Annotated in this window: 27 protein-coding genes; 17 read left to right on the top strand and 10 right to left on the bottom strand. The window is 42.6% G+C overall.

The window, feature by feature from the left end:
* Positions 1-368: 368 nt before the first annotated feature.
* The 5 genes from mnmE to BMZ58_RS13500 all read left to right on the top strand — a co-directional run bounded on the left by mnmE (position 369) and on the right by BMZ58_RS13500 (position 6,363).
* Positions 369-1,745, top strand: coding sequence for a tRNA uridine-5-carboxymethylaminomethyl(34) synthesis GTPase MnmE (gene mnmE / locus BMZ58_RS13520; RefSeq protein WP_075037090.1), 1,377 nt, complete (start codon positions 369-371; stop codon positions 1,743-1,745).
* 42 nt (positions 1,746-1,787) lie between these two features.
* On the top strand, positions 1,788-3,677 hold the full coding sequence (gene mnmG / locus BMZ58_RS13515; RefSeq protein WP_075037089.1) for a tRNA uridine-5-carboxymethylaminomethyl(34) synthesis enzyme MnmG: 1,890 nt from the start codon (positions 1,788-1,790) through the stop codon (positions 3,675-3,677).
* Positions 3,678-3,694: 17 nt separating this feature from the next.
* Entirely contained in the window at positions 3,695-4,411 is a 717-nt protein-coding gene (gene rsmG / locus BMZ58_RS13510; RefSeq protein WP_075037088.1) for a 16S rRNA (guanine(527)-N(7))-methyltransferase RsmG, read from the top strand.
* Positions 4,412-4,985: 574 nt separating this feature from the next.
* Positions 4,986-5,489, top strand: a complete 504-nt coding sequence (locus BMZ58_RS13505; protein ID WP_075037087.1) for a metallophosphoesterase family protein — start codon at positions 4,986-4,988, stop codon at positions 5,487-5,489.
* A 112-nt stretch (positions 5,490-5,601) separates the two neighbouring features.
* A complete protein-coding gene (locus BMZ58_RS13500; RefSeq protein WP_075037086.1) occupies positions 5,602-6,363 on the top strand; it encodes a glucose 1-dehydrogenase in 762 nt (253 codons plus the stop codon).
* A 173-nt stretch (positions 6,364-6,536) separates the two neighbouring features.
* Here BMZ58_RS13500 and BMZ58_RS13495 read toward each other — a convergent pair whose 3' ends face one another.
* The 4 genes from BMZ58_RS13495 to BMZ58_RS13480 all read right to left on the bottom strand — a co-directional run bounded on the left by BMZ58_RS13495 (position 6,537) and on the right by BMZ58_RS13480 (position 9,188).
* On the bottom strand, positions 6,537-7,406 hold the full coding sequence (locus BMZ58_RS13495; protein ID WP_075037085.1) for an SDR family oxidoreductase: 870 nt from the start codon (positions 7,404-7,406) through the stop codon (positions 6,537-6,539).
* A gap of 87 nt (positions 7,407-7,493) precedes the next feature.
* Positions 7,494-7,964: a hypothetical protein gene (locus tag BMZ58_RS13490; RefSeq protein ID WP_075037084.1), complete on the bottom strand. Its 471-nt coding sequence runs from the start codon at positions 7,962-7,964 to the stop codon at positions 7,494-7,496.
* 23 nt (positions 7,965-7,987) lie between these two features.
* Positions 7,988-8,974 carry a DUF3231 family protein gene (locus BMZ58_RS13485; protein ID WP_075037083.1) on the bottom strand — a complete coding sequence of 329 codons (987 nt, stop codon included), beginning with the start codon at positions 8,972-8,974 and terminating at the stop codon, positions 7,988-7,990.
* Entirely contained in the window at positions 8,949-9,188 is a 240-nt protein-coding gene (locus tag BMZ58_RS13480) for a hypothetical protein (protein ID WP_075037082.1), read from the bottom strand. The genes BMZ58_RS13485 and BMZ58_RS13480 overlap by 26 nt, the downstream gene beginning before the upstream one ends.
* 99 nt (positions 9,189-9,287) lie before the next feature.
* Between BMZ58_RS13480 and BMZ58_RS13475 the strand changes: the two genes are divergently transcribed.
* From BMZ58_RS13475 to BMZ58_RS13465, 3 genes are read left to right on the top strand one after another with little or no spacing between them, the layout of a single operon-like run.
* The gene (locus tag BMZ58_RS13475; RefSeq protein ID WP_083412772.1) at positions 9,288-10,799 is read left to right on the top strand and encodes a spore germination protein; all 1,512 of its coding nucleotides are present in this window, start codon (positions 9,288-9,290) and stop codon (positions 10,797-10,799) included.
* Positions 10,792-11,907 (top strand): GerAB/ArcD/ProY family transporter, encoded by a 1,116-nt coding sequence (locus tag BMZ58_RS13470; protein WP_075037080.1) that lies wholly within the window; start codon positions 10,792-10,794, stop codon positions 11,905-11,907. Before BMZ58_RS13475 ends, BMZ58_RS13470 begins: the two co-directional genes overlap by 8 nt.
* Positions 11,897-12,985: a Ger(x)C family spore germination protein gene (locus tag BMZ58_RS13465; RefSeq protein ID WP_075037079.1), complete on the top strand. Its 1,089-nt coding sequence runs from the start codon at positions 11,897-11,899 to the stop codon at positions 12,983-12,985. Before BMZ58_RS13470 ends, BMZ58_RS13465 begins: the two co-directional genes overlap by 11 nt.
* A 316-nt stretch (positions 12,986-13,301) precedes the next feature.
* Here the strand turns inward: BMZ58_RS13465 and BMZ58_RS13460 are convergent, their stop codons facing one another.
* The 4 genes from BMZ58_RS13460 to BMZ58_RS13445 form a co-directional block, all read right to left on the bottom strand.
* The gene (locus BMZ58_RS13460) at positions 13,302-13,826 is read right to left on the bottom strand and encodes a hypothetical protein (protein ID WP_075037078.1); all 525 of its coding nucleotides are present in this window, start codon (positions 13,824-13,826) and stop codon (positions 13,302-13,304) included.
* On the bottom strand, positions 13,823-14,296 hold the full coding sequence (locus BMZ58_RS13455; RefSeq protein WP_075037077.1) for a hypothetical protein: 474 nt from the start codon (positions 14,294-14,296) through the stop codon (positions 13,823-13,825). Before BMZ58_RS13455 ends, BMZ58_RS13460 begins: the two co-directional genes overlap by 4 nt.
* Positions 14,297-14,396: 100 nt before the next feature.
* Positions 14,397-15,425 (bottom strand): spore photoproduct lyase, encoded by a 1,029-nt coding sequence (splB, locus tag BMZ58_RS13450; RefSeq protein WP_075037076.1) that lies wholly within the window; start codon positions 15,423-15,425, stop codon positions 14,397-14,399.
* Complete coding sequence (locus BMZ58_RS13445) at positions 15,419-15,673, bottom strand: transcriptional regulator SplA domain-containing protein (RefSeq protein ID WP_167360083.1); 255 nt, start codon at positions 15,671-15,673, stop codon at positions 15,419-15,421. The genes splB and BMZ58_RS13445 overlap by 7 nt, the downstream gene beginning before the upstream one ends.
* Positions 15,674-15,847: 174 nt before the next feature.
* On the opposite strand from BMZ58_RS13445, the gene BMZ58_RS13440 reads away from it, so the two are divergent.
* On the top strand, positions 15,848-16,369 hold the full coding sequence (locus tag BMZ58_RS13440) for a GNAT family N-acetyltransferase (protein WP_075037074.1): 522 nt from the start codon (positions 15,848-15,850) through the stop codon (positions 16,367-16,369).
* A 63-nt stretch (positions 16,370-16,432) separates the two neighbouring features.
* On the opposite strand, the gene BMZ58_RS13435 is transcribed toward BMZ58_RS13440, so the two are convergent.
* On the bottom strand, positions 16,433-17,608 hold the full coding sequence (locus BMZ58_RS13435) for an MFS transporter (RefSeq protein WP_075037073.1): 1,176 nt from the start codon (positions 17,606-17,608) through the stop codon (positions 16,433-16,435).
* Positions 17,609-18,238: 630 nt separating this feature from the next.
* On the opposite strand from BMZ58_RS13435, the gene noc reads away from it, so the two are divergent.
* The 4 genes from noc (at position 18,239) to BMZ58_RS13415 (ending at position 21,799) form a co-directional block, all read left to right on the top strand.
* Positions 18,239-19,102 (top strand): nucleoid occlusion protein, encoded by an 864-nt coding sequence (gene noc / locus BMZ58_RS13430; protein ID WP_075037072.1) that lies wholly within the window; start codon positions 18,239-18,241, stop codon positions 19,100-19,102.
* A 274-nt stretch (positions 19,103-19,376) separates the two neighbouring features.
* Positions 19,377-20,150 carry a ParA family protein gene (locus BMZ58_RS13425; protein WP_075037071.1) on the top strand — a complete coding sequence of 258 codons (774 nt, stop codon included), beginning with the start codon at positions 19,377-19,379 and terminating at the stop codon, positions 20,148-20,150.
* Positions 20,131-20,979: a ParB/RepB/Spo0J family partition protein gene (locus tag BMZ58_RS13420; RefSeq protein WP_075037070.1), complete on the top strand. Its 849-nt coding sequence runs from the start codon at positions 20,131-20,133 to the stop codon at positions 20,977-20,979. The genes BMZ58_RS13425 and BMZ58_RS13420 overlap by 20 nt, the downstream gene beginning before the upstream one ends.
* 115 nt (positions 20,980-21,094) lie before the next feature.
* Positions 21,095-21,799, top strand: a complete 705-nt coding sequence (locus tag BMZ58_RS13415) for a DUF554 domain-containing protein (RefSeq protein WP_075037069.1) — start codon at positions 21,095-21,097, stop codon at positions 21,797-21,799.
* 1 nt (position 21,800) lies between these two features.
* On the opposite strand, the gene yyaC is transcribed toward BMZ58_RS13415, so the two are convergent.
* A complete protein-coding gene (gene yyaC / locus BMZ58_RS13410; protein WP_075037068.1) occupies positions 21,801-22,427 on the bottom strand; it encodes a spore protease YyaC in 627 nt (208 codons plus the stop codon).
* 89 nt (positions 22,428-22,516) lie between these two features.
* Here yyaC and BMZ58_RS13405 point away from each other — a divergent pair, with 89 nt between their 5' ends.
* From BMZ58_RS13405 to ychF, 4 genes are all read left to right on the top strand, one after another.
* Positions 22,517-23,536, top strand: a complete 1,020-nt coding sequence (locus BMZ58_RS13405) for a YkvI family membrane protein (protein WP_075037067.1) — start codon at positions 22,517-22,519, stop codon at positions 23,534-23,536.
* A gap of 50 nt (positions 23,537-23,586) precedes the next feature.
* Positions 23,587-24,516, top strand: coding sequence for a mechanosensitive ion channel family protein (locus BMZ58_RS13400; RefSeq protein ID WP_075037066.1), 930 nt, complete (start codon positions 23,587-23,589; stop codon positions 24,514-24,516).
* Positions 24,516-24,710, top strand: a complete 195-nt coding sequence (locus tag BMZ58_RS13395) for a DUF951 domain-containing protein (protein ID WP_075037065.1) — start codon at positions 24,516-24,518, stop codon at positions 24,708-24,710. The genes BMZ58_RS13400 and BMZ58_RS13395 overlap by 1 nt, the downstream gene beginning before the upstream one ends.
* Positions 24,711-24,980: 270 nt before the next feature.
* Complete coding sequence (gene ychF / locus BMZ58_RS13390) at positions 24,981-26,078, top strand: redox-regulated ATPase YchF (RefSeq protein ID WP_075037064.1); 1,098 nt, start codon at positions 24,981-24,983, stop codon at positions 26,076-26,078.
* The last annotated feature ends 35 nt before the right edge of the window (positions 26,079-26,113 follow it).

Below are 26,113 nucleotides of genomic sequence, written 5' to 3'. Positions count from 1 at the left end.
CGGTAATCACAAGCTTGAAGTGCTATTCTCCCTCTACTTATGGCAGGGTTATTGTTAGGCGATTTCGAGTATCCCCCACCGACCCTTATTCGCAATAAAAGTCTCGAAATCGAGTCTTCCGGAATACTGCCATTTTGTTGAATAGTGGCTTGTTTATTCTGCTATCGTATTGTTCTGTTTAATAGTGGAGAAAATGAAAGGAGGACTTATACACATGTGGATAAAAATAATGGGAGAAAAAACGGATATATGTGTTGATATCTTTTCAAAACACAAGGCTATGTGGTAAGGTAGTATGTTAGTGATAACTATATTTTACCGATTGTGGATAACTATAAATAAGATATTTTTTCAGGAGGTGAGTGCGTGTGGAAACAGATACGATAACCGCGATTTCCACCCCTATGGGAGAAGGAGCTATAGCGATTGTCCGGTTGAGTGGACCAGATGCGGTCACGATTGCTGCAGACCTTTTTAAAGGGAAGGATTTAAATCAAGTTGATTCCCACACGATGCATTACGGAAAAATAATAGATCCCGAAACGGATGAAGTGGCAGAAGAAGTTATGGTATCTGTCATGCGCGCGCCAAAGACGTTTACGAGAGAAGACATAGTTGAAATTAACTGTCATGGTGGTCTTGTCTCTGTGAATCGTTTATTGGAAATAGTTTTAGCAACCGGGGCACGGTTAGCGGAACCCGGGGAGTTTACAAAGCGGGCGTTTTTGAATGGTCGGATTGACCTTTCGCAAGCAGAGGCCGTTATGGATTTAATTCGGGCGAAAACGGACAGGGCAATGGATGTCGCTTTGAAGCAGATGGACGGACGTCTATCAAAGCTTATCCAAGAGTTGAGGCAAAAACTGCTTGAGACTCTAGCACATGTCGAGGTGAATATCGACTATCCCGAGTATGATGATGTCGAAGAAATGTCCCATGAAATGATGGAAGAAAAGACTAAAGAAGTACTGGACGAGGTCTCACGTATCCTTGAAACAGCGAAGCAAGGGAAGATTTTACGAGAAGGGCTTGGCACAGCGATTATCGGTCGCCCGAATGTCGGGAAATCTTCCTTGATGAATGCACTTGTTCATGAAAACAAAGCCATTGTAACAGAGATTCCAGGAACTACCCGGGATGTGATCGAAGAGTATGTCAACGTTCGGGGAGTGCCACTTCGCCTTGTCGATACAGCAGGTATTAGGGAAACGGAAGACATCGTCGAACGAATCGGTGTCGAACGTTCCAGACAGGTACTCAAAGAAGCAGATCTCATCTTGTTTGTGTTAAACTATGGGGATGAGCTGAATGAAGAAGATGAAAAACTGATAGATGCAATTCGTGATATGAATGTGATTATAATTGTGAACAAAATGGATTTGGATCATAAATTAGACATCGATCGAGTGAAAGAACTAGCGTCTGGGCATCCGGTCATCACTACAGCATTAATCCATGAAGAAGGTATTGATCAGTTGGAAAAGGCTATTGGAGATACGTTCTTTGAAGGAGATCTGGATGCTGGAGATATGACTTATGTATCTAACGTCCGTCACGTCCAGTTGCTGAAACAAGCGAAACAAGCACTTGAAGATGCACAGAATGGTATGGAAATGGGTGTCCCGTTGGATGTCGTACAAATTGATGTCACGAGGACCTGGGAGATCCTTGGCGAAATCGTCGGGGATACTGTTCATGAAAGCTTGATCGATCAGTTATTTTCACAGTTTTGCTTAGGGAAATAAGTACTCAATGATAAGAGTGAATAAAAAAGGAGAGACATCCGAATGACATATGATGCAGGGCATTATGATGTAATTGTTATTGGTGCTGGTCATGCCGGAGTAGAAGCGGGGTTAGCTGCAGCAAGACGTGGCGCGAAGACATTGATGTTGACATTGAACCTTGATCTTGTAGCATTCATGCCATGTAACCCGTCCATTGGTGGTCCCGCTAAAGGAATCGTTGTACGTGAGGTAGACGCATTGGGCGGTGCAATGGGAAGAGTGATCGACAAAACCCATATACAAATGCGTCTTTTGAATACTAGAAAAGGACCTGCCGTGAGAGCGCTCCGTGCCCAAGCGGATAAACCGCTCTATATTAAAGAAATGAAACGAGTTCTGGAAAACCAGGAAAACTTAACGCTTCGTCAGGCAATGGTCGAAAAAGTGCTCGTTGAAGATGGTCAAGTCAAGGGTGTAGTGACGGAAACAAAAGCCGCGTACTATGCACCAACAGTCGTTGTTACGACAGGTACATTCATGCGTGGACGCGTCATCATTGGGGATTTATCCTATGAAAGTGGTCCAAACAACCAACGTTCAACGGTATCCCTGTCAGAACAGCTGGAAGAAATGGGCATTGAAATGGTACGGTTCAAAACGGGGACACCGATGCGTGTGAACAGTCATACCATCGACTATTCCAAGACGGAAATCCAACCAGGAGAAGAAGAGCCACGTTCATTTTCTTATGAAACGACGGAATTCATTACAGATCAGATTCCTTGTTGGTTGACGTACACCAATGAGGACACCCATAAAATCATCAATGATAATCTAGGCCTTTCTGCGATGTATTCAGGTGCGATCAAAGGAACAGGGCCTCGATATTGTCCTTCGATTGAGGATAAAATCGTCCGCTTCAATGATAAACCGAGACACCAGATCTTCCTCGAACCGGAAGGAAGAGATACAGAAGAAGTTTATGTTCAAGGACTTTCCACCTCGTTACCGGAGTATGTCCAAAATGAAATGATGCGGACCGTACCTGGTCTTGAAAAAGCGGAAATCATGCGGGCGGGCTATGCGATTGAATATGATTCTGTCGTGCCGACCCAACTGTGGCCGACGCTGGAAACAAAACAGATTGAAGGTTTGTTCACAGCTGGGCAGCTTAACGGTACATCCGGTTACGAAGAAGCTGCAGGACAAGGGTTGATGGCTGGTATTAACGCAGCTGCGAAGTCGTTGAACCTTGAACCATTGATTCTTGACCGTTCTCAAGGCTATATCGGCGTTATGATTGATGACCTTGTTACAAAAGGGACAGGCGAACCTTATCGTCTATTGACGTCACGTGCCGAATTCCGCTTGATGCTTCGCCATGATAATGCTGATTTACGTTTGACGGAAATTGGTTATAATCTAGGGTTAATTCCGGAAGATCGCTATGAGCGTTTCCAGGAGAAAAAGCGCTTGATAGAAGAAGAGAAGAAACGTCTTGATAAAGTGATTTTGAAAGAAACAGAAGAAGTGCAAGCCGTCATTGAAGAAGCTGGAGGTTCCCCATTGAAGGACGCTGTCCGTGCAGTAGATTTGTTAAAACGTCCAGAGATGAACTACAGCCATATCGAACGTGTAACCCCGAGTGATGTGACACTTCCAGAAGATGTGAAAGAGCAAGTGGAAATCCAAATCAAGTATAGCGGTTATATTAAAAAAGCACTGGAACAGATTGATCGGATGAAGAAAATGGACTCTAAGAAAATCCCGGAGGACATCGATTACGACGCAATTCACGGGCTTGCAACAGAAGCAAAAGATCGTTTGAAAGCAGTCCGTCCTTTATCAGTCGGACAAGCTTCCCGGGTCTCAGGGGTCAATCCTGCAGACGTTTCTATCCTGCTTGTCTATATTGAGCAAGGGAAAATCGCTCGCGTCTCTGGGGAATAACTTGAAAGGATGGACTTATGGATATAAACACCTTTCTGCAAGCATTACAAGAACAAGGCATTGAATTGAATGAAAAACAACAGGCACAGTTCCATCGATATTTTGAAATTTTGGTGGAATGGAATGGAAAAATGAATCTGACAGCTATTACCGATCAAGAAGGTGTATATCTTAAGCACTTTTATGATTCATTGACGGCTGCTTTCTACTACGATTTCAATCAGCCACTCCGGATTTGTGATGTCGGGGCGGGTGCTGGTTTTCCAAGCCTTCCATTAAAAATTGTTTTCCCACAATTGAAAGTGACGATTGTCGATTCTTTGAAGAAAAGAATCACATTTTTGAATCACTTAGCCCATGAATTGGAGCTGGATGATGTCGCTTTTTATCATGACCGTGCCGAAAACTTTGGGAAAAATGCGAATTTCCGTGAAGGCTATGATCTTGTTATGGCCCGGGCTGTTGCTCGAATGTCCGTCCTGAGTGAGCTATGCCTTCCGCTTGCGACAAAAGGCGGAAGGTTCATAGCAATGAAAGGACCGAACTTGAAAGAAGAAATGGAAGATGCCGGCGTCGCCATTCAAACCGTCGGAGGGGAAGTTCTTGATGTGCATACGTTCGATCTACCGGAAGAAGGTAGTGAACGTAACATTGCTATTATTGAGAAGAGGCGTAAAACACCTAAGAAATACCCAAGAAAAGCGGGTACCCCTAATAAAGCTCCAATACAATAACACTCAAAACCTCTCTACTTTAGTAGAGAGGTTTTTTAAAAAATTTCTTCAACTATCTGGCAGTATTCTTGAAGACCGATTTCGAGACTTTTATTGCGAATAAGGGGCGGAGGGGGATAAGTCGCTTTCCGCGGGGAAGACGGCAAGCCTCCTCGGTCACTTCATGACCTTTGGTGTCTTGCCAGTCTATCCTTTCCCGTAGGAGTCTCCTCATCCCCCTCCGCCCCTTTGCCAACTCAGTATCTCGAAAACACTTTTGGGGATCTGCTTTTATGCTCAAATGAAGGGGGATAATAGGAAAACGCCCCAATGGTCATTTTATGCGTGAAAGCTTGATATATAGCGCTTTATATCTACTTATGAGTGAGAGGGGGACATCCCATCTTAGTAGAGGGGTTCGTTTCTCACTACCATCGGATGGGGTGATTGGGAAGCTCGGCGCTCCCCCACAGGAAAGCTAGTAGCTTCCCAAACACCCCTGACTCCTAATATGGCAAACGAATCCCCGGATTATCTCGAAAGTGAGTCTCAAGGAATAGGGAGCTTATATTGAATACGAAGAGGAGGAAGGGCGTTGAAAATCATTGTTGTATCTGATACCCATATGCCTAAAAAGTCTAAGGTACTCCCCGAACGTTTCTTGGAAGAGTTAGGGGATGCGGATGCGATTATCCATGCAGGCGATTGGCAGACGATAGATCTTTATGAGAAGTTGAAAGATTATGCACCTGTTTATGGTGTATATGGAAATGTAGATGGTGAAGAGGTGCGGAGACGTTTCCCATATAAAAAGCAGTTGAATTGGAAAGGGTATGTGATCGGAATCGTCCATGGACACGGGGCAAAGAAAACGACGGAAAAACGGGCACTTGAGACGTTTGAAGAGAATCCTGTCGATATCCTTATTTATGGTCATTCCCATATCCCTGTCCTCCGCTACTTCAAGAAAACTTTACTATTCAATCCCGGTTCCCTCACCGATAAACGACGATTGCCTGTATATTCTTTTGGAAAATTGACGCTGAGTGAAGAAGGCATTCATGCAGAACATATCTTTTTTCATAGCTATGAAAATTAATTTCATAAAATATATTTCTTATTAGAAAGGATATTCCAAACCCTATGAAGAATGTGTTATGTGAAAGCGTTTTTTTATTGAAAGGTTTTTAACATCAAGAAAGGGGATTATCATGGCAAATCATTTATTTCAATTAGACGGAAAGATAGCTGCAGTTACAGGGGGGACTAGAGGAATAGGCCGTTCTGTTGCTCTAGGGTTAGCAGAAGCTGGAGCAGATATAGCATTACTGCAACGAAACCCTTCACAGCTTGATGTGAAAGAGGAAATTGAAGAATTGGGTAGGACATGTCACATTATTGATTGTGATCTTAAAGACACAGACCAGGTAAAAGAAGCTATCCCTAAGGTGGTCGAAAACTTTGGGAAAGTGGATATATTAGTAAATGCGGCCGGCATTCAGAGACGGTCTGATGCTGTCGATTTTTCAGAAGAAGATTGGGACGAAGTCATCAATATCAACTTGAAGACGACGTGGATCCTTTGTCAACAAGCCGGACGTTTTATGGTTCCGAATCAAGGCGGGAAAATTATCAACTTTGCTTCTTTATTATCTTACCAGGGCGGAATCCGTGTACCTGCTTATGCGGCATCAAAAGGGGGAGTATCTCAACTGACGAAAGCTTTATCCAATGAGTGGGCGTCCCAAGGAGTGAATGTCAATAGTATCGTACCTGGCTATATAGCGACAGACATGAACACTGCTTTGATTAATGATGAAAATCGGAATCAACAAATCCTCGATCGTATTCCAGCCGGTGATTGGGGGAAACCGGAAGACTTTATAGGGGCAGCTATTTTTCTAGCATCGGATGCTTCAAATTATGTACATGGTCATCAACTAGCCGTAGATGGTGGTTGGATGGGGAGATAAGGAAAACCGGTATCACTTTAATGTGATACCGGTTTTTAATAGATTATCGACCTGTTTCCCATCTTTTCTCCCGCTAAATGTGAAGGGGTGGTGGTAACAGGATGTAGCGGCAAGTCTTCTTTTAACGATTTCTTATAATTTAAAGAGTTTCTGACATCAGCTTATATCTCTTTTTAGCTGGATGTATACATGCCACCATTAATGTGAATAAATTGTCCTGTGATGTACGTGGAATCATCAGATGCGAGCAATACATAACTTCCGACATGTTCCACTGGTTGACCAGGTCGACCCATTGGTGTATTGGTGCCGAATCCCTCTACATCTTCTTCAGGAAATGTAGCTGGGATGAGCGGTGTCCAGATAGGTCCGGGAGCAATTCCATTCACACGGATTCCTTTGTCTACTAATTGTTTAGCCATGGAACGGGTAAAGCCGACCACTGCCCCTTTAGAAGCGGTATAATCAACAAGCTCCGGGTTTCCGATATAAGGATTAATGGACGCAGTGTTGATGATTGTACTTCCTTTTTTCATATGAGGGATGGCAGCTTTTGTTAAATGAAACATGGAGTAGATATTCGTTTTGAACGTGCTCTCCAACTGTTCTGTAGAAATATTGAGAATATCATCAGTCGGATGCTGTTCTGCCGCATTGTTGACGAGGATGTCCAACTGCCCTAGTTCTTGGACAGTCCTTTCTACTGCTTCTTTACTAACCTCTTCATCGCCGACGTCACCTGGGATTAAAATCGCCCGTCGCCCTTCCGCTTCAATTTTACTTTTTGTGAGTTCCGCATCTTCATGCTCTTCTAAGTAGGAAATGGCCACATCTGCGCCTTCTTTCGCATAACCGATTGCGACAGATCGTCCAATCCCGCTATCTCCGCCAGTGATAAGCGCAACTTTACCTGATAGTTTATTTCCACTTTGGTAATCTTCATCTGCCTGTAAAGGGCTCGGAGTCATAGGTCCTTCCATGCCTGGTTGTTTTTTCTGTTCTTGAGCTGGTTGTCCATCTGTTTGACGATTATATCTTGTCATAACTGTAAGTTCCTCCTCAATTAGGATTTTATGAACTCATTCCACCTTTTGGGGAGAATCAAACAAACAAAAAAAGAATTCCATGAATTATGACATGGAACTCTTTGAAGGGCGGATGAAGATTTTTCTTAAATAAAGACCGATTAAGATTCCTGGCAATAAGAAAAGAATCGGGAGCCAAACCGGGCCAATCAGCATTCCTCCCACCTTGAAAACAGGCGAATAGATGAGGCCGACCGTAACGGTGTACGCGGAAAAGGCGAATGGAACAAATATATAAGGTCCGCACTCACCATCCGCATGACGGTAGGCATCCCAAACAGCGAACATGTACACACACGGGTAGAACATGAGCCATTGATAGTTCGTCACTTCAATTGCTTCGTTGATATTCCCTGTGAAGCTATGAATTATAGCCATATTAAAGGAGCTGTTGAGGTTGATAATCACTTCTAACAGGATAAAGGCAAGCCCTTTGAGGACCTGACCATTTAAGATCTGTCCGAACCCGGGGAAGGCTATGCTCCATAATAAAATTTCTAGTTTTTTTTCCTTCATATCGATTCCTCTTCCGCTAAATATTATTGGATGAGTTTTTGCTTATCTGGAGCTTGAGGGGGTTCTTCAAACCAGCCATTGTGAATCATGATGTCGAGCCCATTTTTAGAGAAAACAGCCGTATCGACAGACAACCGATGATAAGTATAGACGATATCGTAGCGCAAACTATGTGTCGCCCCATTCGCATAATTCGCATGACCGGCTGTAACAAAGACATTCATCATGTACATCATCAATCGGTCAGAAAATACTGGGTCTGTATTGTTGGTCAAATAGTTGGAAGAATGGCTAGGTGTAACAATGCCTGATTGATCCAGGATTTTTGTGAAGATCTTCCTATGTTTGGTGGATATATTCTTCCCCTTCACCATGAAATTTTTTACGGTTTTGTTTTTGCTTGTTTGAGCGAAAGCCTGACAAACCGCTTCGCCGAGGTAATTGTTTTTTGCATTTTCATATAAGTGCAGAATTTCGATAGTATTTAAAGAACGTTTGCTAAAAGGATGAAAGTATCCTTTTCCTTCAATAAATTCAACGTTATTTTCCACCTCGATTTGTGGTGCCGATGTATAAAATCCCTGTTCCATGGCGGTATTGACGCAAAGGTTGTAAAGTTGATCTTGCTTATTCATTCTCTCCGTGAAAAAATTCCGCACATCCTCCCTTGCTGATGTACCTAAGGATAAACCATCAGAAGTAAGACCTACTTTCCCCATATGTTCGATAAAAGCTAGCATAAAAGCTTCTGTAAAAAGCCTGTGAGCATTCGGATTCATATCATCTAGGCTATAACCATAGGGAACGGAGAGGTCCGCTTCATCAAAAAATGCCTGGCATTGCTGAACACCCTCCTCTGCAATATCCCTTGCTAAATTAATGATGGGTTCCAGTGTCTTATCTTCATTAGTCAACTTGAAATATTCCAGCAGTGGAACCGCCATGCTGTTCTGAATATATTGCGTCCAGAGCAGGCCGATTTCATTAGCTGTTAACATTTTTCTCGACATCTTGTTTTTCCTCCTTAGTTATTGACGGCTTTATCGACGGTTGCCTCAACTTTTTATCTTTAGCTTCTTCAATGAATAGAAGGAGCCCAGGCAGAACCATCAAATTCACTAGGAATATATAGATCAATACTTTGGTTAGCCAATCGATGATGAAAATGGTGGATACCAATATAAGGGTGACAATAAGTAACGGAGATATATAGGCATAAATCATACGAAACCTCCTTGCCTTTTTATAGTTTCCAACAAGGTATAAATTATTACAGTATGTGGATGATAATAAATAGAAGTCACACCAGAAGTGGGGTTCATCATGTGGAAGTGGAAAAGGAAAGAGAAAAGCTCCACGGAGCAAACACAGCAGAAATCAAAGCAAAAAAAATCCCTGACGGAGTTCATTCAATCCTTGCAAAATTCAGAGGACTTTGTTTGCTATAGTCTTGGTGGGGAAAATGAGTGCACGATTTCATATATAAAAACGATGAGTGATTCGAAAATCCTGAATCGAAGCGTGCTTCCAATACTTAACGATGGGATTTTTCAAAGTATAGAGGAGATCAAGCAAAATATACCCGTAGAAAATATGACTGTGACGGAGGATATCGATCTTATTCAAGAGAAAGTGATGTTCGGGTATATTATGATCCAGCTTAGTAACTCTGCTAAAGAGGTACTTCTTATCCCGGCTGTTTCACTTGAAGCAAGACAGGTCAGCATTCCTGAAGTTGAATTCAGTGTTGTCGGACCCAAAGAGGCCTTTGTAGAAACCCTTAATACGAACATCAATCTCATTCGAAAACGCCTCCCCTTGCCACAGTTGACAATTAAAGAACTCACTATTGGGAAGGTAACGAAGACACGTGTGGCGGTTATCTTTGTGGATGGGGTGGTAGATCCGAAAAATGTCGAAACTGTAACCCAACGTTTAGAAGATATTGAATTCGACCAGTTAATTGACAGCTCATTCATTTCACAAATTCTTGCCGATAACTCTAATTCTCCTTTTCCGCAATTTCTTGATACCGAACGCCCGGACAGGGTCGTGTCAAACTTGATTGAAGGAAAAGTTGCTATCATGGCTGATGGTGCACCACATGCGTTGACGTGTCCCACAACGGTTGTTGAGCTTTTTGGTGCTTCTGATGATTATTTTGTTCCGTGGCATTTAGCGACGGTCTTTCGATTGATTCGATTATTTGCGGTCATTTTCTCGGTTTTGAGTACGCCTCTTTATGTTGCTGTACTCACTTATCACCATGAGATGATCCCTGGTGAATTGATGGCAACGATCGTATCTTCCAGAGCTGACATCCCGTTTCCACCGATATTAGAAGTCATTGTATTAGAATTGACGATCGAATTATTGAGGGAAGCAGGAGCAAGACTTCCGACGAAAATCGGGCAAACGATCGGTATCGTTGGTGGTATCGTTATCGGAACAGCAGCCGTAGATGCAGGTCTGACGAGTAATGTGTTATTGATTATCGTCGCATTAAGCGCACTTGCCTCCTTTACGACCCCTATTTATCAGATTGGTAATACCATTCGCTTGATCCGGTTTCCGTTTATCATTGGGGCACAAATGTGGGGATTGATCGGCGTGTCCATGTGTATGGTTTTCTTCATCGGCCATCTGGTCAAACTACAATCCATCGGCCGTCCATTTTTCGAACCGATCTATCCACTACGAGTCCATGACTTAAAAGACTCATTTGTCCGGTTACCTTTCAGTAAGCAGACGGAACGACCGACTTTGATGCGTACCAAAGATTCTCAACGGATGGATGCATCCCGTGCGAATGCAAAGAGGGATATTGATGAATAAACTTAACAACACGAATAGCTTGGATATTCCAGAGAATTATTTAGTGACCCCGATGTATGTGTTTTTTTTGATTCATAGTATGCAAATCGGGGTTGGGATCCTTGGATTTGAAAAATACCTGGTGGAAAAAGCCGGGTACGACGCGTGGATTTCTATATTGATTGCCGGAGTATTTCTGCACCTTATTCTTTGGATGATCTATCGCCTCCTTCAAAACGGAGGCGGTGATATTGTCCAAATTCATAAGAATGTTTTTGGGAAGTATATCGGTGGCTTCTTAAGCCTGGTTTTTAGTTTGTATTTCCTTCTATTAACCTTTACTGTCATTATCACATTCATAGAGGTCATTAAAGTATGGGTGTTTCCAAGTCTGCAGGTTTGGATATTCGTATTCGTCCTCCTTTCCCTTGTTTACTATCTTGTTTCGGGGGGCTTCCGGGTGATCACAGGGGTATGTCTGATCAGTGTTTTCATCGGACTACCGCTTTTACTGTTGAAATACTTCCCCGTCCAGGCCGGTCATTCGCTGAATGTATATCCGGTGATCAGTCATAGCGTTACAGACATCCTGGCAGCAACAAAACAAAGCATTTTGAGCTTTATCGGTCTGGAATTTCTGTTGATCTATTACCCGTTTATAAAAAATCCTGCTAAGTCGAAGAAATGGGCGCACTTTGCAGTTTTTTACACGACGATGATCTACTTGATCAGTTTAATCGTTACATTTGTTTATTTTAGTGAAGAACAACTGAAACAGGTTTTATGGGGTACCATTTCAGCTTGGAAAATCGTCGAGTTCCCTTTTATTGAACGGTTTGAATACGTGGGAATTGCGATGTGGCTGTATGTCATCCTGCCGAATATTTGTCTTGGTTTATGGGGGGCGACAAGGATTCCGAAACGCCTGTTCAATATTAAACAGAAATATGTACTGATTGCGTTCATCCTTGTGCTTTTCTTCCCTGCTGCAATACTAGAAGGTCGCCCAGTCATTGATGCGGTGAATAATCTTTCTGGTCAAGCTGGCTTTTATGTTTTACTTTATATCCCCGTCTTGCTTGTGCTTAAAACTATCTCAGATAAAGTGAGGAAGAAACGTGAAGGCTAAAATTTTTCTTGTTTCCCTAATTGCAGTGTCACTTTTGTCAGGATGTATAGACCATAGTAGTGTAGAGGAGAATGCCATCATCCAAATGGCAGGGTATGACAAAGGGGAAAATAAGCGAATCAGAGGAACCGTGTCGATTCCCCAATATGAAGGCAGTGGGGAGGGGTCACCTGCAACCGAAGTTTATTTGACTGCAAGCGCCGACGGGGTAAAAGAAGTGGAAGAAGAAATTCAGAAGCAGTCTTCCAAACCGATTTCTATCGGAAAACTGTCAGTCACTCTTTACAGCATGGAACTGGCTGAGGAGGGGATATCGGATATCATCGATATTTTAAGTCGAGATCCGCGAATCAGCCGTAACATGTTCCTGGGAATTGTCGACGGTGACACGAAAGATGTGATTGAAAGTAAACCTTCCTCTTCCCAGGAATCTACATCATCCAGACACTTAAAGGGCCTGATTGATACTAATACTCAATATAACTTCCCGAAAACGAATCTCCATAGATTCCTTTATTCTTATTATGCTGAAGGGATGGATCCCTTCCTTCCGATTATTATTCCAAAGGACTCCACAGTTGAACTTGACGGTCTCGCTTTTTTCAAAGGAGGGGCCGTAGTCGGTACCATCCCCGAATCCAAGAGCTTTCCATTTAGAATGCTTAAGGAAAACTTTAAAAGGGGGATGCAGAAGATTAACTTCGAAGGTGGAACCATTATGTTGGATAATATTGGATCGAGTGTTAATTACGAAATGAAAGGGACAGTGGATGATCCCGAATTTGATATCAAGATCGATCTCAAAGCGGAAGTCAATGAAATGGTCGGTATCAATAGAGAGGCAACCCCTGCTTTAGCTAAAGAAATTGAAAAAGCATCTGTCGATTTTTTCGAAAAAAACGCCGATGAGTTGATACAAATGTTCAAAGAGAAGGAAATCGATCCACTTGGGTTAGGGAACTTTGCGAAAACAAGAAAAAGGAATTTTGACCTCACCAAATGGAAGGATAATTATTCTGACCTTAAAGTCAATGTGAAAATTAATGTAGAGATTACGGAATACGGGATATTCTCCTAAGAGAAATTCTTGGTGCCAAAAGCTTTCTTACCAATTCAGGAACTGTACTTAAGATGGCAATGTGGGTAGAGGAGCCTCCTCCTTTTCCCCGCTGTCCCAAGAGAGCAGGGAAAGAAAGCAAGACGCCAATCATATCAAACAATAGGATAGAGAATTTGATCTTGTTAAGAGGGTTCCCGTAGACCACGATGCCTCAACAACTTACCGGTTAAGATCCTCCCCGAGTTTATGTGATCCCGGTTTTAAAGCCATAATGGATTCCCGGTAATGGAAAGCCCTTCGAAGCAAAATGAAAAACCAAAAAGAAACACGTGCATCAGGAGTCCATGCGCGTGTTTCTTTTTGGTCTACGAAGAATCTGTCTCTTTGAAGCTACATTCTCATAATAGAGTGCTGTTATCGTTTGTGTTATAAGGAATATTGCAAAGGAGTAAGGAACCCGGTAGTCCTTCTTGAATTCGATAATATTTATTAAAGTAAACACCCATTGCATTCCTACACCAAGTAATGCCCATGCTATAATGTACACAATGAAAGTTTTCTTGCTGATATGGAAAGTATCATATAAGTAGACAAATAAGTAGCTGAACGGTGCGAAAAGCAAATAGTAGAAAAAGTCGAACAGCTCATACCTTTCCGAATCATTTAATGTATAAAAGTCAATGATCCCGCCTCCGATGGTAAAGTCGAAAACAACCCCGATGGTAAACCCGAAAAATAAAAATAACAGAGCGATATCTCTCTTATATTTTCTTGGGAGGAAATAGATAAGAGCATAAGAAGCGATAAGCATGATGAGGATCGATATTTCGTTTACATCAAAGTTTTTCCATATATTCATAAGTCATTAACCTCATTCATTTGAATGGTTTGGAATATTTTCAACGTAACATATGCAATTCCATGGAGAGCCAAATAGTATAGAGCATCGTAAGCGATGTTCCAATTCACATATTTGATCATTCCGAAGTGAAGGGAAAAAAATGTGAACAGAAGCAAGCACGCAGTCGATAAAACTATCGTCCATAAAGAAAGGGTTCTTGACCGGGCTAATGCTGATATATTCAATTGAGTGATGATCACTATCGGGATGATTATACTTCTGAACATCAAAAAGGCTGCATAATCCATAGGCGTTTCCGTGGATTCGATGAATTTAAACTCTTCGTAAATAATCCATGTCCAGTTAATACTGATCACAAGGAGAATTAAAAACACAAACGTATTTTCAGTAAAGGCTAGTTTCTTTGGTATAATGGTAAACAGTGTTAACACTAGCCAGGAGCCGAAGAAAAATAGTGTAAAAGCCATAGGGAACCTCCTTCTCTTCTTTCTAGTGTTTGTGAACCTCAATGGAAATATTCTCCCTCACATAAAAAACAAAAGAGGCGATTTGAACGCCTGTTTTGTTTCACGTGAAATATTCCAAACTTGCTTCGGGGAAGTATTGATTGATATAGCCTCCTAATACATCCTTCATTTCTTCTTGTTCATCTTTTTGATAGACATATTTTCCAATTCCATATTTCCCCCATTTGTATTTACGTTTTTCTTCATCCATTTCAAGTTTCGTCATCGGGTAATTCTTTTGGATGACACGTTTGGCTGGTTTGGTAAAACGGTGTTGAATCAATTCGAAAGTTAAATCCTTTGTCGCATAATCTGGTAATTTGGCTTGCAGTTTTTCAAAAAGAATGCGATATCCTTCTTTCCAATCTTCATACAAATAAATAGGAGCGATGATGAAACCTAAAGGGTAGCCTGCTTTTGCTACTTTAGCTGCGGCTTCGATTCTGTCATCCAGTCGGGAAGTCCCTGGTTCTAAGTATTTGATTACATAATCAGCATTCATACTGAAGCGGAACCTTGTCCGGCCGTTGTGTTTGGCATCAAGTAGATGATCGACATGGGCGAATTTTGTCACAAAACGAAGCCTGCCATATTCCGATTCTCCAAAGTATTCAATCGCCCTCTTCAGGGAGTGGGTCAAGTGATCGATTCCGACAATGTCTGAGGTACAGGAAGCTTCAAAGCGTGTTTCCTCAGGTGCTCGCTCTTTCATATACTGTTCAGCGGCGTCGAATACTTCTTCCGCATTCACATACGTCCGGATATATGGTTTACTTCCCATCGTTGTCTGCAAATAACAGTAGTGGCAATGCCCCATACAACCAGTCGCGAGAGGGATTGCATACTCTGCAGACGGCTTGGATGTGTCGAATTTCAAAGTTTTCCTTACACCAACGACTAGAGTGGATTTGGCAATCCGGTACTTTTGAAAATCGTTCTCTCCTGGAAGGTTACGGACTTGATTGTGCGATGTGGTCTCTCGGATTTCGATGCCCATCCCTTCAAATTTCTCCTTTAATTCACGGCCTAAGGGAAATTCCAGGGCTCTTGGTTCAATATAGACAAGTTCAGGTACAAATGGTTTTACCAAAGCTCTCCCTCCGATTCTGCAGCCCCACCGAAAGTATCGTTATACGCTCGCTCTGCTTCCCCCTCTGACGCGTAGATGGCGATGTTATCATCTAGTGGAAAATAGGTTTCATATAAAAATAACGCCAGTTCCCCGGGATATTCCGGGTTGTGGACGACGGCTGCCTCTTGTACATTCGCCACGTCATAGGTGTGTGGGTTTCGGTAAACCACATACACGATGTCCCCCGCTTTATAATTGTTTTCCATATCCATGTGTCACCTGCTTTTTAAAGTTATTAACAAAACATTCGCTTTCCATTTCTTACTCAAAATCATTTTTCCACAAATATCGACTTTTATTATGGAAGCCCCCGTTTGAAAAAAGGGTTTGAACTCATAGAGCTAGAAATAACAAAGAATAACAGTTAAGGAGGTACGGTCATGGAATTACATACAAATCGTCTGGTTTTGAAACCTTACACAAAGGATTTGGCGGAGCGGGTGGTCGAATTAGCCGGGGATGAAGACGTAGCGGCTACTACTTTTGTTCCGCACCCTTACACTCTGGAGATTGCAGAACAGTGGATTGCTGCTCATCAGGCATGGATCGATAATAAAAACGCTTTTCCGATGTCTATGATTTTAAAGGAGACGGAAGAGTTGATCGGGACGATGACATTAAGGGTGGATTCCAAAAATAATAAAGGGGAGCTCGCTTATTGGGTGGGAAAACAATACTGGAACAAGGGTTTCGCTTCAGAGGCAGCTAAACGGATCGTTGAATTTGGATTGGAAGAATTGAACTTGCATCGCATTTGGTCTGCAGCTATTTCGACAAATCCTGCATCGACAAAAGTGATGGAAAAAGCCGGACTCACTTATGAAGGCACATTAAAACAAGACATCTACCATTGGGGAGAATATAAGGATATCGATGTTTATGGGTTGGTAAAACAAGTGTGAAACGTTTCATGTGAAACAACAAAAGCTCCTATCTGGAATAGAAGCTTTTGTATGATACCTTTATTATTTCCGGATGGGAATCGATGTGCCAATCATTGCGATAATCGCGCATGTAAGGAACATCCATAGAAGACCCACGGATGCTATCCCACTGAGAGTTGTAAAGATGAGCAGGTCAAAGCATGAATCCAATATGGAGAGCAAAGAAATCGTGGTGGCCCTCACATTTGAAGGAATGATATTGTTTGCCAGCTGGGAATAAACAGGATAACGAATAGCACTGACGAGTTTGAGTAAAACCATGGCTCCTAATATAATCCATAGCGACGTATGGAAGAAAGCGGTGGCTGTTAAAGCGAAAACGGCTAATAACCCAGTCAGGTTCAGCAGATGGACACGATCGATTTTCTTCGTCATCCAACCGATCGCTCGTGCTGCAATAAATCCGATCATAGCTGTAAGGGCATAGACCATGCCGATTCCATATACGGGTAGACCTGCATCGACGAGTAACTTCTGATCAAACTTTTCGAAAATAGCGACCGCCGGTATAAAGACAAGCGAAATATTCATGAACATCCAAAGAACTTGAGGCATCTTTCTAATGGCCACGTATCCCTCAACAACTTGCTGGATTACCGATGTCCTGCTCCCCTCTTGATTAGGCGGATTCTTAATGAAGAGGATTAAAATGAATTGAACCGTCATAAAGCAGACTCCGAGTATAAGAAGTAAACGAAATTGATGCTCCGTCAACTCATTTGCCAGTAAGGCCCCGATAATGACGACAAATATGGATATGATGAACCTTGCAGAGCTTATCTGTCCCATCGCTCGATCCATTAAGTTTTCTTCCTTGCTCAGTTTCAATGACTCATAAATGAGCGCTTCGTCAGCGCCACTGAAAAACGTTGCTGCAAACCCGGTCAGAAAACTGCTTAAGAAAAATAACCACGGATCGAAGGCGATAATTAGGAGAGTATGCGCTACAATGCTTAGGATAGAACCAATGAGAAAGGCTCGTTTAGCCCCGAAAAGATCAGCGAGGACCCCTGTTGGAATTTCACCGAACAGAACTCCTATACTGAAAAAAGTCATAACGATTAAAATCATTGATTCATCAAGGCCGCGAGCGAAATAAAAAAGTGTCAAAACTGGCTGGATGAATCGGATGCTTCCAAACAATTCTCCCCAAAATAAAATACATATATTATGGGATGCTAAGGTATTCTTTTTCAAAATTTTTTCCTCCTGCGAAAATATAATCCGATATAAGCAGGAGGTTAAGCGCCTGTTATTCTAAGAAGCTCTCCCCCCTGTTTGTCGATTGGAAAATTTTGCAGAATTTTTTTGCATATGAATTTCCTCCTAATAAATTATTCCAACTATACAATTTATTCATATCCCTCACTTTCCCCTGCTTTTTTAACTCAATAAAATTCTCCATAGGGGGAGAGAGACTCGTCCGGGGACCCTACAGAGCAAAGTTCGAGGAAGTCCATTAAACGCCCTCAGAAAGCAAGTCATTCCTCCAACCATTTTTTAAATCAAATTAACCAGGAAACTTATGGAATATAGGAAATTTATCGACTGTATTTGTCATAAGAAGCCATCAAACAGACCCCGACAAATGGCAGGAAATCACGGTTCTCCCTAATGCGGAAGAATGATTTCGACAAAACTGGCAGGTAATTCTTAATTCTTGAAGATACTTTTCATAGATTAAATGTGATAAAATGAATAGAGAAATGAAAACGGCATACGTACGCGCAGCAGCTTAATAGCCTGCGGCGCTTTTTATGTTTCAAAATATAGGGTATATACAATAAAAACAGCGTATGCTCGATCGTATAAAGGTGGTGTCTGATCGTGTTACATCCTTTTGGTCGTTTGTTCGGGCTTGGGGACAAACCGGATTCTGAAAATGACAACAGTGGAGAAGAAGGCTACAACCCCGATGAAGTTGTACAAGTTCCTGTCGAACAGGTACAGCCCAACCGTTACCAACCTCGAGCGGTTTTCAACAACGAGAAGATTAGCGAACTCGCCCAGACGATACATACGCATGGGATGATTCAGCCGATCGTTCTCCGTCGGTTAAATGAAGAAGAGTATGAATTGATTGCCGGTGAACGTAGGTGGCGAGCGGTCCAATCTTTGGACTGGCAAACAATCCCTGCGATCATCCGTGATATGAATGATTCGCAGACAGCGTCTGTTGCTCTTATTGAAAACTTGCAGCGGGAAGAACTGACTGTGATCGAAGAGGCGTTAGCTTATGCAAGGCTGCTGGAACTTCATCAAATTACACAAGAGGCATTGGCCCAACGGTTAGGAAAAAGTCAATCGACGATTGCGAACAAGCTTCGGTTGTTAAAATTGCCTGAAACTGTACAGCAGGCAATTATGGATAAAAAAATTACAGAGCGACACGCGCGTGCTTTGATCGGTCTCAAAGACCCGGAAATGCAAGAAAAAGTGCTAGCGGAAATAATTGAAAAGCAGTTGAATGTAAAACAGACGGAAGAGCGTATTGCTAAACTGAGTGATCCGAAACCTAAGAAGAAAAAGCCGAAAATAAAAGGCGTTAATAAAGATATGCGAATTGCAATGAATACAATCCGCCAATCTCTGACAATGGTATCGGATACAGGTGTCGACTTAGAAACAGACGAAGAAGACCATGATGATTATTATCAAATCACCATAAAGATTCCAAAGAAAAAGTCATAGCTTGAACAACCCATCTTGACATTTGTGGAGATGGGACTTTTTTTAAGCTCGTCGGCGGTGTGCAAGACCCGTGGCGCTTTTTATCGTCTAGCTCCAACTCCCAGTCAATCGCGACATAAGCATCCGTATTTCGGCAGGGAAGATCACCTTCCTCCAGCCGTTTTGCTTATGCGTGTCGTGTCTCCCAGGGCACATGCGCTTTTTTTGTGTCTTTTGACCTAATCCTTTGAATGGAATGGTAGAATGGTAGAAAAGAAAAGAGGCAGGTGGCATCATGGGGAAAGTGATTTCTATCGCGAATCAAAAAGGTGGCGTCGGAAAGACGACGACAGCTGTTAATTTAAGCGCATGTTTAGCTCATTTGGCCTATAAGGTATTGTTAGTGGATATCGATCCTCAAGGAAATGCGACAAGTGGGGTTGGAGTGGAAAAGGGTGATATGGACCAGTGTATATATAACATCCTCGTTGATGATGTAGCGGCGGAAAATGTCCGGACGGGAACAATTGTGAACAACCTGGATGCAATACCAGCAACGATTCAATTGGCGGGAGCAGAAATCGAACTTGCCCCCACTATTTCCCGGGAAGTAAAATTGAAGAAATCGCTCGACCAAATCAAGGGGGAGTATGATTATATCATCATTGATTGCCCCCCATCCCTTGGGCTCTTGACCCTTAATTCCTTAACAGCATCGGATTCCGTTTTGATTCCTGTTCAATGCGAATATTATGCTCTTGAAGGTCTGAGTCAGTTGTTGAATACGATCCGCCTCGTACAAAAGCACTTGAATAACCAACTGATGATCGAAGGTGTTCTTATGACAATGTTGGATGCCCGGACAAACCTTGGTATCCAGGTCATCGATGAAGTGAAGAAATATTTCCAGGACAGGGTTTACCGCTCTATCATTCCCCGAAATATCCGTTTAAGTGAAGCCCCCAGCCATGGCAGACCCGTTATAATATATGATGCGAAGTCCCGGGGAGCGGAAGTATATTTAGATTTAGCAAAGGAAGTGATTGTGAATGGCGAAAGGGTTAGGTGACAAAGGAAAGGAACCTTTACGCGCTTTTTTCAATAATAAAACTTCAGATGATGATATCACCCATGTAGCGATTAAAGATTGTAGGCCCAACCCTTATCAACCGCGGGAGCAATTCGATGACGAAACGCTTGCCGAATTAGCGCAGTCCATTGAGAAACATGGTATCCTTCAGCCCCTTATTGTAAGGGGGAGCATTAAAGGTTTTGAGATTGTTGTCGGAGAACGAAGGTTCCGGGCTGCTCAAAAAGCGGGGCTTGCCCAAGTTCCCGCTATTGTGAAGGAACTGACGGATGAAGAGATGATGGAGCTTGCTTTACTTGAGAACTTGCAACGAGAGGACCTTACTCCTATTGAAGAAGCGAGATCCTATGAAAAATTGATGAAAGAACTTGGCGTGACCCAGGATGTCCTTTCCCAGCGCCTTGGTAAAAGCAGGTCTCATATTTCGAATTTAATTCGACTATTGACTTTACCGAATGTGGTGGTAGAGAAAATCAATACAGGAAAACTATCTATGGGACACGGCCGTGCCCTACTCGGATTGAAAGATAGGGATGAACAAATGAACCTCGTGAAGCGGATTGAAAGAGACTCGCTCAATGTCCGCCAGGTGGAAACCATCATTAAAGAAATAAATGAAAAGAAACCTAAAAAGAAAGAGAAAAAAACAAAGGATATCTTCCTGCAAGAGCGGGAAGAGAATTTGAAAGAACGGTTAGGCACAAGTGTGAAGATCCATAAAGGAAAACGTAAAGGAAAAATCGAGATTGAATTCACGAATGAGCAAGATTTAGAGCGTATTATCGATATGTTTGGTAAAAAAGAGTGAAAATCAGAGTCTGAGGTCTCTGGGTATTTTTTTGTAAAGGTCCCCTCCCCTGTGATGGGAAAAGTAAAGATGGAAAAAAGAATCAATACGATAAGACGGTAATGGAGAGAATGGTATGGTGTTATTTGGTACATTAATCAATGGCTTATGTATATTTGTTGGTACATTGTTAGGATTATTCTTCACAAAAATCCCAGAGAGGTATAAAGAAACGGTCATGAGCGGGGTCGGGCTTGCTGTCATGTTGATCGGGTTGCAGATGGCCTTTGAAACAGAAAACATCGTCATTGTGCTTCTCAGTTTATTGACAGGAGCGATTATCGGTGAGGCGGTGCATCTGGAAGCCAAGCTTGAATACATAGGACGCTGGGTCGAAAAGAAATTCACGAAGCCGGATCAGACATCGAGTATCGCCCAGGGTTTCATCACTGCATCTTTGATTTTTGTGATTGGGGCCCTATCTGTTATAGGAGCGCTCGATAGCGGTCTGAGGAACGATCATGAAGTGTTGATTACAAAGGCGATCATTGATGGATTCGTTTCCCTTGTTCTCACTTCGACCCTGGGTATAGGAGTTATTTTTTCTGTTATCCCTGTCGTCCTCTATGAAGGTTCGATTGCCCTTCTAGCCACTCAAATCAATAATTGGATTCCGCAAACAATGCTTGATTTATTCATTGTCGAAATGACGGCGACAGGAGGATTACTGATCGTTGCCATCGGCTTGAACCTTCTGAAATTGACAAAAATCAGGGTGGCCAACTTGTTGCCTTCTTTATTGATGGTAGGTATTGTACTGGCTGTATCCCAATGGTTCTGACTTATCGAATCCCCTTTTTGACAGGAGGCATGTTCGCCGTAAACGTCTGATAGGGAGAACTTTCTAAATTCACTTGTTTCCGTTTCGCTTCTGATAATTGTATGGCAGCAGCAACTTTAGCAGCCATTTGCATGACCACATGCAGTCTCGTGTTTTGCAAAACGACATGCTCCATGAAACCACTGACATTGACCATTCCGCTGATATGTAGTTGACCTACAGGCGGGAGGTCTTTTTTTAATGCCGAACCAGGATTAAGAGCTCCTTTCCCTAAAACGACGGAACCGACAGAAGTTGATTTACCGAGACATGCATCAATAGCAAGTATATAGGGGTTCGGGTGGTTTTTCCTGATAGCAGCCAACCTCTCCTTCAAATTCAGAGCATGTAAAGGTTCCTCAAGCGTCCCGTATATATGAAAGGTTTCAAGGGATTGGTCCTGGAGCATCGAGCCAACCAATGGGCCGAAAGCATCCCCAGTGGAACGATCCGTACCGATACAGGTGACAACGATATCCTTTGAAGGGGGAAGCCACTCCTGTAAGTAGGTGCTCAATATATCACTCATTGCTGGATCATCGGTGCTGACGCGCTTTTCCTCTTTAGAAAACTTGTCCTTGAAATTCATAGCTTCTCCTCCAGACACATAGTAGTAACAGTATATAAGGTTGTCCGCGGTTCTATACGTGACAAATACATAGATGTGGAGGAACGGTCATGTTAAAAGCAGGGTTCAAGTGGATGTTCTTGATTATAGGGACGATGATCGGAGCAGGATATGCTTCCGGAAGAGAACTGTGGCAGTTTTTTGGTGATGATAGCAGCTTGGCAATTCTTTTATTTTCATTGATGTTCACCCTATGCTGTAAGGCCATTCTTGATATCAGTTACAAGAAACAAACCGGGCACTATTTGCCTGTTCTCCGGACACTGGTTGGCAAACATTTGACTGCAGTATATGACTGGATGATCATCATTTATCTTTTTACAACGACCGTAATCATGCTGGCAGGTAGCGGAGCAACGTGGCAAGCGTTCAACTTCTCTTACCGGTTGGGGGTCCTTGCGATTATCATACCGCTCATCCTCCTTTTTGTATGGGATGTCAAAGGAATCGTCATCGTAAACAGTTTTGTCCTTCCTTTACTGATCTCAGGCCTCTTGTTTGTGTTGATATTATTCATAAGGGATCAAGAATTGTCTTTGTTTGGACATTTTCATGAGATGAGTAACTGGATGGCAGCTTTTCCATTTACAGCCCTAAATATTTTGCCGTTGATCGCTGTTCTTGGGGCGATAGGCAATCAAGTACGTCATAAGGGGGAAATCTGGATTGCGAGTGTCGGCAGTGGTATGATTCTTGGATCTGTATCTTACCTTTATAACAATAGCCTCATCCAAATCTCTGAAGATATCATTTTGTATGAAATCCCCCTTTTCGCGATTTTGAAACATTATCCGTATGAGATGATGTTGTTCATGTCTTTGATGCTATGGATTGCAATCTTCACGACGGCTGCTTCTGGAACGCTCGGATTGGTTACGAGGTTCAGGGAATATGTGAGACAGCCATTATGGATTTTGGCCATGGCTGTCATTGCTATCATGCTCCCTTTCACTTCTTTCGGTTTTTCGACTTTAATCGAATATTTGTATCCGCTTTACGGTGTCTTGAATTTATATGTATTGGTTTCTCTTCTTCTATACCCCATTCTTTCCCGATTCAAAATTCGCTAGAAACCTGTTAAAATGATTATCATATTCATAGTCGTACAGGAGGGAAAGTGGTGACCGATGCTACAAACAACGCTGTAGAGGAAGCGAAAACTAAATGGGACGAAATCGTGGAATATGTGGTAGATCCAGAGTTGTGGTTCCAGGTGGCTGGTGGAGCGATCCGGATTGTTCTCATTTTATTGGTCTCTTTTCTCATCATTCGAATTGCAAGACGGGTGATCACCCAATTTTTCGCCAATAAAAGAAGAGGACCTTTTCGAATCACACAACGCCGGGAAGCGACACTCAATAAGCTAGTCCTTAATACGCTGACTTATGTCGTGTACTTTATGGCCTTTATTATGATTTTAGAAACATTCAACTTCGAAGTAGGCGCATTGCTGGCAGGGGCTGGTGTCGCTGGTCTTGCGATCGGTTTCGGGGCACAGAACCTCGTACGTGATATCATTTCCGGTTTTTTCATTATCTTTGAAGATCAATTTTCCGTGGGGGATTATATCCAAACATCCGGTGTAGAAGGCTTCGTCGAAGAAGTGGGCCTTAGGACAACAAAAGTGAAAGCATGGACAGGCGAGGTACACATCCTTCCGAATGGGAATGTGACCCAAGTGACGAATTTCTCCATGCATAATAGTGTTGCTTTCGTTGATGTAAGCATCGCTTATGAGGAAGATATAGATGCGGCGGAAAAAGTCATCTCTGAACTGCTCCAAGAGCTTCCAGCACGATATGAGTCGATGTTGAATGTTCCAGAATTGCTGGGGATTCAAACTCTCGGTGCATCGGATGTAGTCATGCGTATTATTTGCGAAGTGCCTCCTATGGAGCACTGGGCGATGGCACGGGTGATAAGGAAAGAAGTGAAAAACAGGCTGGATGCAGAAGGAATTGAAATTCCATTTCCACGCATGGTTATGTACTCACGTGATGAAGCTGCGAACGTTGAAGTTAATGACGAAAAACAAGGAGGGGCTTCCTGATGGCTGAAAAATCTTATGAACTGAACGATGTGGTTCAAATGAAAAAACCTCACCCTTGCGGAGAGAACCGTTGGAAAATCATCCGAATGGGCGCAGATATCCGAATTAAATGTGAAGGTTGCGGACATAGTGTACTGGTCCCTCGCCGCAAGTTTGAAACAAAAATGAAGAAAGTGCTTGAAACAAGCGAATAACCCCTTCCCCTTCTAATATATTGGAAGGGGATTTTTTCTCTTGAACTCGTATTGATACTAAAGAAAATCATTAGAAAAATGTAATAAAATTAATGTTTTTCTCCTTTTTTTCAATAACTATTGAATTTGTTAATGTAGAAAAAGGAGTTTTTTAGGAGAAAAAGCAGATGCTTTCTCCTTTTTGCATAGGTTGTTATTTTTAAGTACAGAATCTATAATTAAGTGGACTAACATGCATGTATGTAAATCCTTAAGGAGTGAAAGTCTCATATGGCACTAACAGCAGGAATCGTAGGTTTGCCGAACGTAGGGAAATCTACGCTATTTAACGCAATTACACAAGCAGGCGCTTTGTCTGCCAACTATCCGTTCGCCACAATCGATCCGAACGTCGGGATCGTGGAAGTTCCGGATAGTAGACTAGAAAAGTTGACTGAGCTTGTGAACCCGAAGAAAACAGTCCCGACAGCATTTGAATTTACAGATATCGCAGGAATCGTCAAAGGCGCTAGTAAAGGCGAAGGACTTGGGAACCAGTTTTTATCCCATATACGCCAAGTGGATGCAATCTGTCACGTGGTCCGTGCTTTCGAAGATGAAAATATCACCCACGTTTCCGGTCAAGTCGACCCGATAACTGATATTGAAACCATCAACCTGGAGCTTATTCTAGCCGACCTTGAAACCGTCTCAAAGCGGATGGATCGTGTCGCTAAAATGGCCCGTCAAAAAGATAAAGAAGCTGTTGCAGAGTATGCGGTCCTTGAAAAACTGAAGGAAGCATTGGAAGAAGAAACCCCAGCGCGTGCCGTTGAGTTCAGCAGTGATCAACAGAAAATCGTCAAAGGTCTCCATTTATTGACTTCAAAGCCGATCCTCTATGTCGCTAATGTCAGTGAAGATGAAATCGGTGAAGCGGATAACGATAAAGTGAAACAAATTCGTGAATTCGCAGCACAGGAAAACGCGGAAGTGATTGTTGTTTGTGCGAAAATCGAATCTGAAATTGCTGAGCTTGAGGGAGATGAAAAAGATGAATTCCTTGAGGATTTAGGAATTGAAGAGTCCGGTCTCGATCAACTAATCAAAGCAACATACAATTTATTGGGTCTCGCCACATACTTCACTGCTGGTGAGCAGGAAGTGCGGGCCTGGACATTCAAAGAAGGTATGACCGCTCCACAAGCTGCCGGTATCATTCATACTGATTTTGAGCGAGGGTTCATCCGTGCAGAGACAGTTTCTTATGATGACCTCGTTGATGCTGGTTCCATGGGGGTAGCTCGAGATCGCGGGCGTGTCCGTTTAGAAGGTAAAGAGTATTTGGTACGAGATGGAGATGTCATCCATTTCCGTTTCAACGTATAAGCGAAGGATCCTTCCGTTTAAAAGGTTGTAAATCT

This window comes from Halobacillus dabanensis (genome assembly GCF_900114165.1).
Taxonomy (GTDB): domain Bacteria; phylum Bacillota; class Bacilli; order Bacillales; family Halobacillaceae; genus Halobacillus; species Halobacillus dabanensis.
The sequence above is the reverse complement of the archived record's forward strand: the minus strand, read 5'-3'. Positions and strand labels throughout refer to the sequence as shown.